This window comes from Streptomyces sp. NPDC048424, from assembly GCF_040651555.1.
Lineage (GTDB): Bacteria > Actinomycetota > Actinomycetes > Streptomycetales > Streptomycetaceae > Streptomyces.
In genome coordinates this window covers 131,823-146,095 of record NZ_JBEZKE010000003.1, presented here as the reverse complement: position 1 = coordinate 146,095, position 14,273 = coordinate 131,823, and the positions used below count along the sequence as shown (strand labels likewise).

Below are 14,273 nucleotides of genomic sequence, written 5' to 3'. Positions count from 1 at the left end.
GCCTCGTGTTACGAAACGCCCGGGCGGCGGCCGTTCTCCAGTTCCACGGTGCCCTCGCCCGACAGCAGGACCCCGCAGGCCTCTTCGGTGCGCCGGCCGAGCGATCCGGGGAGGTAGGCGGTGAGTTCGGCGGGGTCGACCAGCCGCCAGGAGATCAGCTCCTCCTCCTGGAGCTTGATCGAGGCGAGCTGTCCGGCGTCGAGCACGCCGCCGTCGTAGACGTACGCGACCAGCGGCGGGCGGCCCTCGCCGAGGGACCAGTCGACGGCGAGCAGCCGGCCGAGCGGGAGGTCGAGGCCGATCTCCTCGGCGCTCTCGCGGCGGGCGGCGGTACGCGGGGACTCGCCCTCGTCCGACTCGATGGTGCCGCCCGGCAGGGTCCATCCCTCGCGGTAGTTGGGCTCGACGAGCAGGACCCTGCCCTCGGCGTCCCGGTAGAGGGCGGCCGCGCCGGCCAGCACCCGGGGCAGGCTCGCGATGTACGTGGCGAAGTCATCCGTGGTGGTCACTCCGCCACCCTACCGAGATCACGCGGCGGGGCCGCCGGGCCCGCCCTCGCGGCCTTGGCCCTTGGACTCGGCGACGCGTCGCAGCCGCGGGTGGCGGGCGGCCTCCTGCTCGGTGATGACGTCGCCGACCATGGCCCGGACGGCGTCCCGCATGCCGTGCAGGGCGTGGTGGCGGGCGGGTCCGGCGCCGGGGTCCTCGCGGAGTTCCTTCACCAGCGCCCAGCAGAGCAGCAGCATGACGATGACGAAGGGCAGCGCGACCAGGATGGTGGCGGTCTGCAGGGACTTCAGACCGCCCGCGACGAGCAGCACGGCGGCGACGGCGGCCATCAGTACGCCCCAGGTGACGACGAGCCAGGTGGGCGGATTGAGGGAGCCGCGGCTGGTGAGCGAGCCCATGACCAGGGAGGCGGAGTCGGCGCTGGTGACGAAGTAGGTCATGACCAGGAGCATCGCCACCCAGGAGGTGACCGTGGACAGCGGCAGGGCGTCCAGCATCGCGAAGAGCGAGGCCTCCGTACCGTCCTTGATCTTGAGGGCGAAGTCGACGGCTCCGGTGGAGTCGAGGCGGATGGCGGTGCCGCCCATCACGCAGAACCAGACGACGGTGGCCCCGCTGGGCACGAGCAGCACGCCGACGAGGAACTCGCGGATGGTGCGGCCGCGTGAGATGCGGGCGATGAAAGTGCCGACGAAGGGGGCCCAGGAGAGCCACCACGCCCAGTAGAAGATCGTCCACGCGCCGAGCCAGGCGGAGTCGGTGAAGGCGCCGGTGCGGGTGGCCATGGACACGAGCTCGCTCACGTACCCGCCCACACTGGAGGGGATCACGTCGAGGATGTAGACGGTGGGGCCGAGCACGAAGACGAAGAGCATCAGGGTGGCGGCGAGCACGATGTTGATGGTGCTCAGCCACTTCACCCCCTTGTGCAGGCCGGAGAAGGCCGAGAGGACGAAGGCCGCCGACAGCGAGCCGATGATGATCAGCTCGACGGTGGTGGAGTCCTCGATGCCGGTGGTGAGGCTGAGCCCCTTGGAGACCTGGAGCGCGCCGAGCCCGAGGCTGGTGGCGGTGCCGAAGACGGTGGCGAAGACGGCGAGCAGGTCGATGGCCTTGCCGGCCGGGCCGTCGGCCCGCTCCTGGCCCATCAGCGGGACGAAGGCGGAGCTGAGGCGGTTGCCGCGGCCCTTGCGGAAGGTCGCGTAGGCCAGGGCCAGGCCCGCGATGCCGTAGATGGCCCAGGGGGTGAGGGTCCAGTGGAAGAAGGAGTACTCCATGGCCGCGAGGGCGGCGGCGCCGGTTCCGGGAGCCGCTCCGGAGGCGGGCGGCGGGGCCAGGTAGTGGGTGAGCGGCTCCCCCACCCCGTAGAACATCAGGCCGATGCCCATGCCGGCGCTGAACATCATCGCGATCCACGCGAGGTTGGTGAACTCGGGCTCGGAGTCGTCGGCGCCGAGGCGGATCCGGCCGAAGCGGCTGATCGCGAGCAGGACGCACATGACGAGGAAGGTGTCGGCGGCGATGACGAACAGCCAGGCGAAGTTGTTCAGGACCCAGGCGAGCGCGGTGCTCGACGCGGTGTCGAAGGAGTCCTTGCCGAGGGCCGCCCAGGCGACGACGGCCAGCACGGCGATCACGCCCACGGTGACGACGGTGCGGTCGGGCGCGCCGTCCACGGGGCCGTCGGATCCCCCTCCCGGGGTGTCCGGACGTGGCTGTTCCAGTGATTCCGCGCTCATGCGGCCACACTATGCAGGCGTATATCCCTATTTAGGGGCATGGCGCGCCGGGTGTGGCCCAGGCCACTCATGGGCATAGGAGGATCCTCCGGATAAGCTCATGGCGGCGCGACTGCACTGTTCGATAGCAAGGGAATAGCAAGGTGACGGACGGAGCAGTAACTGAGGCCGCGCGCGTGCTCATCGCCGCGGACAAATTCAAGGGCTCGCTCACGGCCGTTCAGGTCGCGGAGCGGGTGACGGCCGGACTCCGCTCGGCCGTACCGGGCGTGGAGATCGAGACCCTCCCCGTCGCGGACGGCGGCGACGGTACGGTCGCGGCCGCCGTGGCGGCCGGTTTCGAGCGCCGGGAGGTACGGGTCACCGGACCCCTCGGCGACCAGGTCACGGCCGCCTTCGCGCTGCGCGAGGGCACCGCGGTGGTCGAGATGGCGGAGGCCTCCGGGCTGCAGCTGCTTCCGGCGGGCACCTTCGCCGCGCTGACGGCGACCACGTACGGCTCGGGCGAGCTGCTGAAGGCCGCGCTGGACGCGGGCGCGCGCTCGATCGTCTTCGGTGTGGGCGGCAGTGCCACCACGGACGGCGGCGCCGGCATGCTGGCCGCGCTGGGCGCGGTGTTCCTGGATGCGAACGGCGAACCGGTCGGTCCGGGCGGCGGCGCACTGGCCGATCTGGCCTCGGCGGACCTGTCCGGCGTCGACCCGCGCTTCGCGGACGTGGAATTCGTCCTCGCGAGCGACGTGGACAACCCGCTGACCGGCCCGAAGGGCTGCGCGGCGGTCTACGGACCGCAGAAGGGCGCCTCGCCCGAGGACGTGGCGACGCTCGACGCGGCGCTGGCGCACTTCGCGGTGGTGCTGGAGAAGTCGATCGGCGCGAAGGCCGCCGAGTGCGCGGTGCTCCCGGGTGCGGGCGGCGCGGGCGGCATCGGCTACGGCGCCCTGCTGCTCGGTGCCACGTTCCGTCCCGGCATCGAGCTGATGCTGGAGGTGCTGGGCTTCGCCCCGGCCCTGGAGCGGGCCACGCTGGTCATCACCGGTGAGGGCTCGCTGGACGAGCAGACCCTGCACGGCAAGGCTCCGGCGGGCGTCGCGGCCGCGGCGCGCGCGGCGGGCAAGCCGGTGGTGGCGGTCTGCGGGCGGCTGCTGCTGAGCCAGGAGGCCCTGGAGGGGGCCGGCATCCGCAAGGCGTACCCGCTCACGGACCTGGAGCCCGACCCGGCGAAGTCCATCCCGAACGCGGGTCCCCTGCTGGAGCAGGTCGCCGCCAACATCGCCGCCGACGTCCTCTGAGGCGCCCGGCACGGCCACCGAGGCCCGGACCCCCGGCCCGGGGGTCCGGGCCTCGGCCGTACGGAAGGCGGGTGCGGCGGCCGGGAGAACGCCCGGAGCAGCCGAACGCCCGTGATCACGAGGACCCGGCAGCCGCCCCCGAAAGCCCGGACAGTGTTAGAAATGGCTCATGACCGGACGTAATGGTCGCCAGGCGACCGGGTGGGGCTCGCGCCTCCTCGGGCACCTGTCCCTGGGGGCGCACAGTGTCGCCGGTCAGGTCTTCGCCCTCCAGGCGGTGATCGTGGTGCTGCTGATCACCGCTGCCGCGGCGGCCCTGGTGGTCCAGGCCCGGTACGACAGCGAGCGCGACGCGCGCCACCGCTCGCTCGCGGTCGCCGAGGGCTTCGCCCACTCCCCCGGTCTCGCGGCGGCGCTGGCCTCGCGGAATCCGACCGCCACGCTCCAACCGCTGGCCGAGGCCGCCCGCCGGGCTTCGGGGGTCGACTTCGTCGCCGTGATGTCCACCGACGGGATCCGCTACACCGACTCGCGGCCCGAACTGATCGGCCGGCGGGCCACCGGCGACCTCAGCCGCGCCGCCTCCGGCCAGTCCTTCACGGAGACCTTCACGGGCGAGCCGAGCGACGCCGTCCGGGCCGTGGTCCCCGTACGGAACGCCGAAGGCGCCGTCGTCGGCCTGGTCGGCACCGGCATCGAGGTGGAGAACGTCTCCATGGTGGTCGAGGGCCAGCTGCCCCTCCTCCTCGGCGCCGCCGCGGGCGGCCTGCTCCTCGGCACCGCGGGCGCCGCCCTGGTCAGCCGCCGGCTGCGGCGCCAGACCCGGGGCCTGGGCCCCGCCGAGATGACCCGGATGAACGAGCACCACGAGGCCGTGCTGCACGCCGTGCGCGAGGGCGTGCTCATCATCAGCGCGGACCACAAGCTGGTCCTCGCCAACGACGAGGCCCGCCGGCTCCTCGACCTGACGCCGGACTCCGAGGGACGCGCCGTCGCCGATCTCGGTCTCGACCCGCGCACCACCGAGCTGCTCGCCTCCGGCCGGGTCGTGACGGACCACGTGCACCTGGCGGGCGACCGGCTGCTCGCGGTCAACGTACGGCCCACCAAGCCGTACAAGGGGCGGCCCACCGGCAGCGTCGTGACCCTGCGCGACTCCACCGAGCTCGCGGCGCTCTCCGGCCGGGCCGAGGTGGCCCGCAGCCGGCTCCAGCTGCTGTACGACGCCGGGGTGCGGATCGGGACGACCCTGGACGTGGTGCGGACCGCCGAGGAGCTCTCGGAGGTCGCGGTGCCGCGCTTCGCGGACTTCGTCACGGTGGAGCTGCTGGAGCCGGTGCTGCGCGGTGACGAGCCCTCCGGCGTCTACTCCGAGATGCGCCGGGCGGCCATCACCGGCGTCCGCGCCGACTCGCCGCTCCAGCCGGTCGGCGACGTCATCCGCTTCGTCGTGCCCACGGCCCCGATGGCGGCGGCCCTGGACGCCGGGCACGCGGTGCTCGCGCCCGATCTGAACGCGGCCATGGGCTGGCGGGCCCAGGACGAGACCGGGACCCGCGAGGCCCTCGACTACGGCCTCCACTCGCTGATCTCCGTACCGCTCCAGGCGCGGGGCGTGGTCCTGGGCATGGCGAACTTCTGGCGGGCCGACACCCCGGATCCCTTCGACGAGGAGGACCTGTCCTTCGCGGAGGAGCTGGGTGCGCGCGCGGCCGTCTCCATCGACAACGCCCGCCGCTTCACCCGCGAGCACGCGATGGCCGTGACCCTCCAGCGCAGTCTGCTGCCCCGGGTGCTGCCCGAGCAGAACGCCGTGGAGGTGGCCTTCCGCTATCTGCCCGCGATGGCGGGGGTGGGCGGGGACTGGTTCGACGTGATCCCGCTGCCGGGCGCCCGGGTGGCCCTGGTCGTCGGGGACGTCGTCGGGCACGGGGTGCACGCGGCGGCCACCATGGGCCGGCTGCGGACCGCCGTGCACAACTTCTCCACCCTGGACCTGCCGCCCGACGAGCTGCTCGGGCACCTGGACGAGCTGATCAACCGGATCGACCAGGACGAGACCGGGGACGGCCGGGGCGAGGACGGGGAGGACCCGCAGGGGGTGCCCGAACCGGCCGCGATCACCGGCGCCACCTGCCTCTACGCGGTCTACGACCCGGTCTCCGGGCGGTGCGCGATGGCCAGCGCCGGGCACCCCGGGCCCGCCCTGATCCGCCCCGACGGGCAGGTGGAGTTCCCCGAGCTGCCCGCCGGGCTCCCGCTCGGCGTGGGGGGCATGCCCTTCGAGGCCACCGAGTTCACGCTGCCCGAGGGGAGCCGGCTGGTGCTGTTCACCGACGGCCTCGTGGAGGACCGCGACCGGGACTTCGACGCCGGGCTGCGCCTGCTCGGCGAGAGCCTGTCGCGGCCCGGCCGCAGCCCGGAGCAGGCCTGTGCGGACGTGCTCGCCGCGATGCTGTTCCCGGTGCCGAGCGACGACATCGCCCTGCTGATCGCCGACACCCGGCGCCTGGAGGCCGACCGGATCGCCGAATGGGAGGTGCCCGGCGAGCCCTCGGCCGTCTCGCGCGTGCGCAACGCGGGCTCCGCGCAGCTCGCCGCCTGGGGGCTGGAGGAGATCTCCTTCACGACCGAGCTGATCCTCAGCGAACTGATCACCAACGCCATCCGTTACGGGAGCGCGCCCGTCCGGGTGCGCCTGCTGCGCGACCGCACCCTCATCTGCGAGGTCTCCGACGGCAGCAGCACCTCCCCGCACCTGCGGTACGCGGCCACCACCGACGAGGGCGGGCGGGGACTGTTCCTCGTCGCCCAGTACGCCGAGCGGTGGGGCACCCGCTACACCGAGCGGGGCAAGGTCATCTGGGCCGAGCTGCCCCTGACCGGGGGCGGGGAGCCGCGGGAGGCGGACCCGCCGGACCTGGACGCCCTGGAGGGCATGGCGTGGTGAACGCACCGGCCCCCGTCACACCGGCCGGGTACGGGCCAGCAGCACCGCCACGTCGTCCTGCTGGGCGCACGGCAGCAGGGAGCGCAGGATCCCGTCGCACAGTTCCTCCAGCGGCTGCTCCGGCCGGCGCAGGGCCTGCGCCAGCTGGTCCATGCCCTGGTCGAGGTCCCGGTCCCGGGCCTCGATGAGGCCGTCGGTGTAGAGCACGAGCAGGCTCCCCGCCGGCAGCCGCACCTCCTCGGTGCGGAACTCCTGCCCGCCGGTGCCCAGCGGGGTGCCGGGCGGCCCGTCGAGGAAGGAGACGGTCCCGTCGGTGGCGACCACGGCCGGCGGCGGATGGCCGGCGCGGGCGATGACACAGCCTCCGGACTCCGGGTCGTACACGGCGTACACGCAGGTCGCCATCTCGTCCTCGCCGAGGTCGGCCACCACGGCGTCCAGCGAGCCGAGCATCCGCTCCGGGGACACCTCGTGGCGCGCGAGGGTCCGTACCGCCGTGCGCAGCTGTCCCATGACGGCCGCCGCGTGGATCCCGTGGCCCATGACGTCGCCGATGACCAGCCCGGTCCGGCCGCCGGACAGGGGGATGACGTCGAACCAGTCGCCGCCGACGTCGTGGTCGCTGGCGGGCAGGTAGCGCCCGGTGAGCACCAGGCCGGGGACCTCGGGCAGCGCGCTGTTGGTGAGGCTGCGCTGGAGGGTCAGGGCCGCCTCCCGCTGGCGGGTGTACATCCGGGCGTTGTCGATGTTGAGGGCGGCGCGGGCGACCAGCTCGTCGACGAGGACGCAGTCCTGCTCGTCGAAGGGCTCCCTGTCGCGCGTGCGCGTCACGGTGACCGCGCCGAGTACGGTGCCGCGCGCGACCAGCGGGACCAGCCGCGCCGAGCCCAGGGTGGCGAGGTAGGCGCGCAGGGCGTCGGCGCGCGGGGAGGTGATCAGCGCCGGGATGTCGGACACGTAGAGGTTCAGGGGCCGGCCCTCGGTGACGATCCGCTCGTAGTGGGTGCCCACGGGGATCTGGAAGGTCTGGCCGGGAGTGAGCTTGGCGGTGGGGGCCGTCGGGTCGGGGAAGCGGGCCGCCAGGCGGCGCAGGAGCCCGCGGGTGGAGGCGGCGGCCACGGCGCCCTCGTCGGGGCCCAGTACCGCCTCCAGCAGCTGCACGTCGGCCGAGTCCGCGAGCTGCGGCACCAGCACCTCCACGATCTCCTCGGCCGTCTGCTGGAGGTCCAGGGTCGTTCCGATGCGGGTGCCCGCCTCCGCCAGCAGCGCGAACCGGCGCTGGGCGCTCTCGGCCTCGGCCTGCGCCTGCTGGGCCTCGGTGATGTCGATGAGGGAGGCGATCACTCCGAGTGCCCGGCCGGATCCGTCGAGCAGCGGGGCGTACGAGCAGGACCAGGTCCGGTCGTGCTCGGGGTCGGCGGGGGTCCGCCCGGTGCGGCGGACGTCGACCACCGCGGTGCCCCGGTCGAGGACCTGCTGCATCGTCGCCTCCAGGGCGACGGCGTTGACCCCGGGCACCACCTCGGTGAGCCGTCTGCCGAGGTGCTCGGCGGCGGAGACGCCGTTCATCCGGGCCAGCGCGTCGTTGACCCGGAGGAAGCGCAGGTCGGGGCCGAGGGTGGCGAGGCCGATGGGCGACTGGGTGAAGAGGCTCTGCAGGGCGGCGAGCGAGTCCCGCATGTGAAGGACTTCGGTGGTCTCCACGGCGATGAGCATGGCGCCCATGCGGCCCTGCGGGTCGACGGCGGGCACGATCCACATCTCCATGGGGACGCGGTGGCCGTCGCGGTGGCGCACGGGCAGGGTGCCGACGACGGTCTCGCCGGCCTGGACGCGCCGGGTCAGCTGGCCGGCGAGCTCCCGGTTGGCGTCGGGGACGAGGACGGCGGTGCCGAGGCGGCCGATGATGTCCTCGGGGCGGTGCCCGAGCAGGTCCTGGGCGGCCAGCGACCATTCGACGATGCGACCGTCGGCGTCCTCGCGCCACAGCGCGATCGGCAGCAGCTCGCGGAGCACGCCCGCGTACCCGACAGCCGCCACCGGCTGTTCCGGCACCTCGCTGGTCGACTGGTAAGTGTCCAATGCACCGACCTCACCCCGGGGGGCTGATTCCTACCGATTCACCCTATCCGAGGCATCGGCGCGGGGCCTCCAGACTCCGGCCGGGCCCCGGGCGGCAGGGGAGGCCGGCGCGTACGGGCACATTTCGACGGCAATGCCGCTTCACGCCAACTCTCCCTCTTTCCAGGAGAGTTGCGATTGATCTGACCTATGTTCTCTGGGGCACGTCCCGTCGCCCCAGGAGGTCAGATTGCAGTCCAGGCGCTTATTCGCCTTTCCACGCCTGTTACGCCGTTCCCACCTGCTCATAGCCTTCGGCCTCGGCTCACTGCTGATAGGCCTGACCCCGTGGCTCGGGGTCTCCAGCACGGCGGCCGGCCGGGCCCCGGCCCCACGGCCCACGCCCGTGCCCCAGGACCAGCAGACGGCGAAGCAGTCACCGCACCACGGCATCGCTCCGGCGAACGCCATGGAACCCACGGCTCCGGTCCTCGACCGGACCGGATGGACGGCCACCGCGAGCGACGAGGAGACCGGCGGCGAGAACGGCCGCGCGGCCAACGTGCTCGACGGCAACACCAGCACCCTCTGGCACAGCAAGTGGAGCGGCACGCCCACCCCGCTCCCGCACACCCTCACCATCGACATGCGGCAGACCTCGGTCGTCTCCGCGCTCGTCTACCACCCCCGCACGAACGGGCCCAACGGGCGCGTCGGCGAGTACGCCATCAGCCTCAGCACGGACGGACAGAGCTGGGGAACCCCGGTCGCCACGGGCACCCTCGCCGACGACGCCGGCGCCAAGACGCTGGGCTTCGCCCCGCAGGGCGCCCGGTTCGTGCGCCTGACGGCCCTCACCGAGGCCGGCGGCCGCGGGCCCTGGAGCTCCGCCGCCGAGATCGACATGCTGGGGGACCCCGGCACTCCCGCGGCCACCGTCGACCTGTCCCGCACCGGATGGACGGCCACCGCGAGCGACGAGGAGACCGGCGGCGAGAACGGCCGCGCGGCCAACGTGCTCGACGGCAACACCGGCACCCTCTGGCACAGCAAGTGGAGCGGCACGCCCACTCCCCTGCCCCACACCCTCACCATCGACATGCACCGCACGTCGGTCGTCTCCGCGCTCGTCTACCACCCGCGCGCGGACGGGCCCAACGGGCGGGCGGGTGCCTACAGCATCCAGACCAGCACCGACGGCTTCACCTTCGCCGCACCGGTGGCCTCGGGCACCTGGCGCGACGACGACACCGTCAAGACCGCCACCTTCACCCGGGCCGAGCACGCCCGGTACGTACGGCTGACCGTGACGAGCGAGGCCGGCGGCCGCGGCCCGTGGACCTCCGCCGGTGAGATCCGCCTGAGCGGGCCGGCCAGCCCGGCCGTCCACGGCTCCTGGGGCCGGATCACCGGCTTCCCGCTGGTGCCCGTGGCCACCGCCGTCCTCCCCGGCGACAAGCTGCTGGCCTGGTCGGCGTACGCGGTCGACCGCTTCGGCGGCAGCAACGGCTACACCCAGACCGCGATCCTGGACCTGAAGACCGGCAAGGTCACCCAGCGCCGCATCGACAACACCGGCCACGACATGTTCTGCCCAGGCATCGCCATGCTGGCCGACGGCCGGGTGCTGGTCACAGGCGGCAGCAACGCGGAGAAGGCCAGCATCTACGACCCGGCCACCGACGCCTGGTCCGCCACCACCAGCATGAACATCGCCCGCGGCTACCAGGCCATGACGCTGCTCTCCACCGGCGAGGCCTTCGTCCTCGGCGGTTCCTGGAGCGGGGCGGCGGGTGACAAGGCCGGTGAGGCCTGGTCGCCGGACACCCGTACCTGGCGCAGGCTCCCGGGCGTCTCCGCCGTCCCGGCCCTGACGGCCGACCCGGCCGGACCCTACCGGGCCGACAACCACATGTGGCTGTACGCCACTTCGGGCGGCAAGGTGCTCCAGCTCGGTCCGAGCAAGCAGATGAACTGGATCTCGACCACGGGACAGGGCGGCATCACCCCCGCCGGCACCCGGGCCGACAGCCAGGACGCCATGACCGGCAACGCCGTCTCCTACGACATCGGCAAGCTGCTCACCCTGGGCGGCTCGCCCGCCTACCAGGACAGCCCGGCGACCCGGCGCGCCTACACCGTGAGCGTCACGGGCGACCAGGCCCAGGCCGCCCGTACCGGGGACATGGAGCACGCCCGCGCCTTCAGCAACAGCGTCGTGCTGCCCGACGGCAAGGTGGCCGTCTTCGGCGGGCAGGCCCGTCCGGTGCCGTTCAGCGACGCGACCTCGGTGCTGACGCCCGAGCTGTGGGACCCGGCGACCGGGGTCTTCACCCCGCTCGCCTCGATGGCCGTGCCGCGCAACTACCACAGCGTGGCCAACCTGCTGCCGGACGGGCGGATCTTCTCCGGGGGCGGCGGCCTGTGCGGTGACTGCGCCACCAACCACGCCGACGGGGCGGTGTTCACCCCGCCGTACCTGCTGAACGCGGACGGATCGCCGAAGCCGCGTCCGGTCATCTCCGCAGGCGTGCCCCCCAGGACGGCGCCCGGCACCTCGCTCACCGTGAGCACCGAGGGCCCGGTGGCCTCCTTCGTCCTGATGCGGGCGGCCGCCGCGACCCACTCCACCGACAACGACCAGCGGCGGGTCCCACTGGTGTCCACGGCCAACGGGGGCGGCTCCTACACGGTGTCCGTTCCCTCCGACACGGGTGTGGTCCTGCCGGGCACCTACATGCTCTTCGCCCTCGACGCCCAGGGGGTCCCGAGCATCGCCAAGTTCCTCACCGTCTCCTGACCGGTTGATTCCGGGTGACTCCGAGCGGTGTCCGGCCGTCGTCGCGGCCGGGCACCGCTTCTCCTCGGCTACGCCGTGCGCACGGCGTAGCCGGCCGGGTCGGTCGCGCCGAGGACTCCCGCGATGCCCCGGGCGAGGCACGGGATGCGGTGCGCGGGGATGCCCGCGATGTTGATACGCCCCGAGGTCGTGCCGTAGACCGCGTACTGCCTGCGCAGCTGGAGCATCTGCGGCGCGGTGAGCGGCAGCATCGAGAACATGCCCTTCTGCCGGGCGAGGGAGCGCGCCTGCTCGGCACAGCCCAAGGCGCTCAGGTGGGCGATCAGATCGGCCCGGTTGGCCATGATCCGGCCCCGCATGACGTCCAGTTCCGCGCGCCAGGCGGCCCGCAACCCCTGGTCCTCCAGGATCGTGGTGACGACGGCCGCGCCGTGCTCGGGCGGCATCGAGTACAGCGTCCGGGCGGCGTTCTGCAGGGCCGTCTCGGCGTGCCGCACGGCCTGGGCGGAGGACCCGAGCACGATGGCGCAGCCGACGCGGTCGCTGTAGAGGCCGAAGTTCTTCGAGCAGCTGACGGCGATCAGCATCTCCGGGACGCGCGCCGCCAGCATCCGCGTGGCCAGCAGGTCGGCCTCCAGGCCGTCGCCGAGGCCGTGGTAGGCGAGGTCCACGAAGGGCACCCAGCCACCGCGGGCGGCGGAGTCGGCCAGCGCCTCCCAGTCGTCGAGCAGCGGGTCCACGCCCGTGGGGTTGTGGCAGCACCCCTGGAGGAGGACCACGTCGTCCCGCCGGGCCTCGCGCAGTTCCCGCAGGACGCCGGCCGTGTCGAAGCCGCCCTCGGCGTCGCGCCAGCCGTACGTGCGGACCTGCAGCCCGGCGGCCTCCAGGATGGGCCGGTGGTTGACGTACGCCGGATCGCTGATCCACACCGTGGTGCCCGGGCGGGTCCGGCAGATCAGGTCGGCCAGCAGCCGCAGTGCGCCGGATCCGGCGACGGTCTGGACGGCCGCGGCCCGGTCGGCCGGCCCGTCCGGGCCCAGCACCAGGTCCAGCAGGGAGCGGTTGAAGGCGGCGTTCCCGGAGAGCCCGCGGTACTCCTTGGACTCGGAGCGCTCCGCCAGGCGCATCTCGGCCTCGCGCACGGCGGCCATGACGGGAGTGGTGCCCGTCTGGTCCCGGTAGACCCCGAGGACGAGGTTCAGCCGTTCGGGCCGCTCGTCGCTGCCGAACTCGTAGGTCAGGTCCCACAGCGGGTCGGTGGGCGGCGGGGGGAGGAGCTCAAGCATCTGCGGGAACCTCGGGTCGGGGGCGGCGGTTGGCGAGGACGACGCCGGCGGTGATCAGGGGGACGCCGACGAGCACGGCGAGGGTCGGGGTCTCACCGAGCAGGGGGACGGCGAGCAGGACGACGGCGACGGGGCTGAGGCTGCCGACGACGGAGCTGCGCTCGGCGCCGAGCCGGCGGATGGCGAAGGCGTACAGCAGGCCGGCGCACAGCCCGACGCCGAGGCCCTGCACCACGAGGAAGAGGGCGATGTCGCTGCCCGCCGCGTGCGCGAGGCCCGTCGGGAGCACCCCGGTCAGCACCAGGACTCCGATGACGGCGAAGGAGGGCAGGCACAGCAGTCCGATCGATCCGACGGGATCGAGGTCCACCTCGCGCAGGCCCACCGTGTAGAGGGCCCACAGGCCGCTGGCGACCAGGAGGATGCCGGAGCCGGCGAGCACGTCGGTGTCCACCGGGACGACGTAGCGCCAGACGAGGGCGGCCACACCGGCCGCGATCAGCGCGAGTCCGGCGGCCTGCGTCCCGCGGGGGACCCCGTGCCCGCGGCGGATCATGATCGCGGAGACGAAGAGCGGGACCATCCCGGGGACGATCGAGCCGACGAAGGCGGCGGAGGTCAGGGCGCCGCCGTGCATCGCGGCGAGGAAGAAGGGCACCCCCGCACCGCAGATGATCTTGACTGCGGCTCCGGGCCGTACCGCGGCGATGCGGCGACGGCGCCGCCACAGGGCGGGGAGGAGCACGACGAGGGGAACGCCGAAGCGCAGCAGGGCCGCGTCGGCGGGCAGCAGGGAGGAGGCGCTCAGGGCGCGGGCGCTGAGCGCGAAGGCCGCCCAGATCGCCACGGTCACCAGCAGGGCGAGCAGCCCCTCGGCCTGCGGGGAGAGCCGCAGGGAGCGGCGCAGGAACAGGCGCGGGGAAAGCCGCGGGGAGAGCCCGCGCCGGCCGGGGTGTCCGGCCCGCGGGCCCGCCGCATCGTGAGGCTGGGTCGCCCGGGTGGTGTGCGTCGCGACCAAGGAAATGCTCCAGCCTCTGGGACTCGGACCGGTCCGGTCCGTTCCAGGGCAACGCTAGGGCTTCGGGCGGGGCAGCCGATTGCCAGTTCTGTCGCTCGGACATACGTTTGGGGCAGAATCTGCCAAGGAGTGGCCGTGGACGCAGTCGATCTGCAGATCATCCGGGAATTGCAGGCCGACGGACGCCTGTCCAACCAGGACCTGGCCGACCGCGTGCGGCTCTCCCCCTCCCCCTGCCTGCGCCGGGTCCGGCGGCTGGAGGAGGCGGGCCTGATCCGCGGCTACACGGCCATGGTCGACCAGGTGGCCTTCGGGCTCCCGGTCACCGTCTTCGTGCGGATCCGCCTGGAACGCCACACGGCGGAGGCGGTACGGCTCTTCGAGGAGCACGTGGCCGTCATCGAGCACATCCAGGACTGCTACCTGATGGCGGGCAGCAGCGACTACCTGCTCCGCGTCGTCATCGAGGACCTGGAGGCCTACGAGGCCCTGGTGCGCCACCGCATCCACGCCATCCCGGGGATCGCCTCGATCGAGTCGAGCTTCGCGTACGGCAGCGTGAAGCAGACCCGCACCTATCCGCGGCCCGCCCCTGGCGCGTCACGGCGCGCTTAGGC

The 14,273-nt window shown here is 73.3% G+C and carries 9 protein-coding genes; 4 read left to right on the top strand and 5 right to left on the bottom strand.

Annotated features, from left to right (window positions below; genetic code table 11):
• Positions 1-8: 8 nt before the first annotated feature.
• Together AB0D29_RS05480 and AB0D29_RS05475 are read right to left on the bottom strand one after the other, a co-directional pair.
• Positions 9-509 carry an NUDIX hydrolase gene (locus AB0D29_RS05480; RefSeq protein ID WP_362852271.1) on the bottom strand — a complete coding sequence of 167 codons (501 nt, stop codon included), beginning with the start codon at positions 507-509 and terminating at the stop codon, positions 9-11.
• Between the two features lie 18 nt (positions 510-527).
• On the bottom strand, positions 528-2,249 hold the full coding sequence (locus tag AB0D29_RS05475; RefSeq protein ID WP_362852270.1) for a BCCT family transporter: 1,722 nt from the start codon (positions 2,247-2,249) through the stop codon (positions 528-530).
• Positions 2,250-2,392: 143 nt separating this feature from the next.
• Here AB0D29_RS05475 and AB0D29_RS05470 point away from each other — a divergent pair, with 143 nt between their 5' ends.
• Together AB0D29_RS05470 and AB0D29_RS05465 are read left to right on the top strand one after the other, a co-directional pair.
• Complete coding sequence (locus tag AB0D29_RS05470; RefSeq protein ID WP_362852269.1) at positions 2,393-3,541, top strand: glycerate kinase; 1,149 nt, start codon at positions 2,393-2,395, stop codon at positions 3,539-3,541.
• 169 nt (positions 3,542-3,710) lie between these two features.
• Positions 3,711-6,491, top strand: coding sequence for a SpoIIE family protein phosphatase (locus AB0D29_RS05465; RefSeq protein WP_362852268.1), 2,781 nt, complete (start codon positions 3,711-3,713; stop codon positions 6,489-6,491).
• A 15-nt stretch (positions 6,492-6,506) separates the two neighbouring features.
• Here the strand turns inward: AB0D29_RS05465 and AB0D29_RS05460 are convergent, their stop codons facing one another.
• Positions 6,507-8,573 (bottom strand): SpoIIE family protein phosphatase, encoded by a 2,067-nt coding sequence (locus AB0D29_RS05460; protein ID WP_362852267.1) that lies wholly within the window; start codon positions 8,571-8,573, stop codon positions 6,507-6,509.
• A gap of 229 nt (positions 8,574-8,802) precedes the next feature.
• On the opposite strand from AB0D29_RS05460, the gene AB0D29_RS05455 reads away from it, so the two are divergent.
• Positions 8,803-11,352 carry a discoidin domain-containing protein gene (locus tag AB0D29_RS05455; protein WP_362852266.1) on the top strand — a complete coding sequence of 850 codons (2,550 nt, stop codon included), beginning with the start codon at positions 8,803-8,805 and terminating at the stop codon, positions 11,350-11,352.
• Positions 11,353-11,420: 68 nt separating this feature from the next.
• On the opposite strand, the gene AB0D29_RS05450 is transcribed toward AB0D29_RS05455, so the two are convergent.
• A complete protein-coding gene (locus tag AB0D29_RS05450; protein ID WP_362852265.1) occupies positions 11,421-12,638 on the bottom strand; it encodes an aromatic amino acid transaminase in 1,218 nt (405 codons plus the stop codon).
• On the bottom strand, positions 12,631-13,656 hold the full coding sequence (locus tag AB0D29_RS05445; protein ID WP_362852264.1) for a DMT family transporter: 1,026 nt from the start codon (positions 13,654-13,656) through the stop codon (positions 12,631-12,633). Before AB0D29_RS05445 ends, AB0D29_RS05450 begins: the two co-directional genes overlap by 8 nt.
• A 135-nt stretch (positions 13,657-13,791) precedes the next feature.
• Between AB0D29_RS05445 and AB0D29_RS05440 the strand changes: the two genes are divergently transcribed.
• The gene (locus AB0D29_RS05440) at positions 13,792-14,271 is read left to right on the top strand and encodes an Lrp/AsnC family transcriptional regulator (protein WP_362852263.1); all 480 of its coding nucleotides are present in this window, start codon (positions 13,792-13,794) and stop codon (positions 14,269-14,271) included.
• Positions 14,272-14,273: the final 2 nt, after the last annotated feature.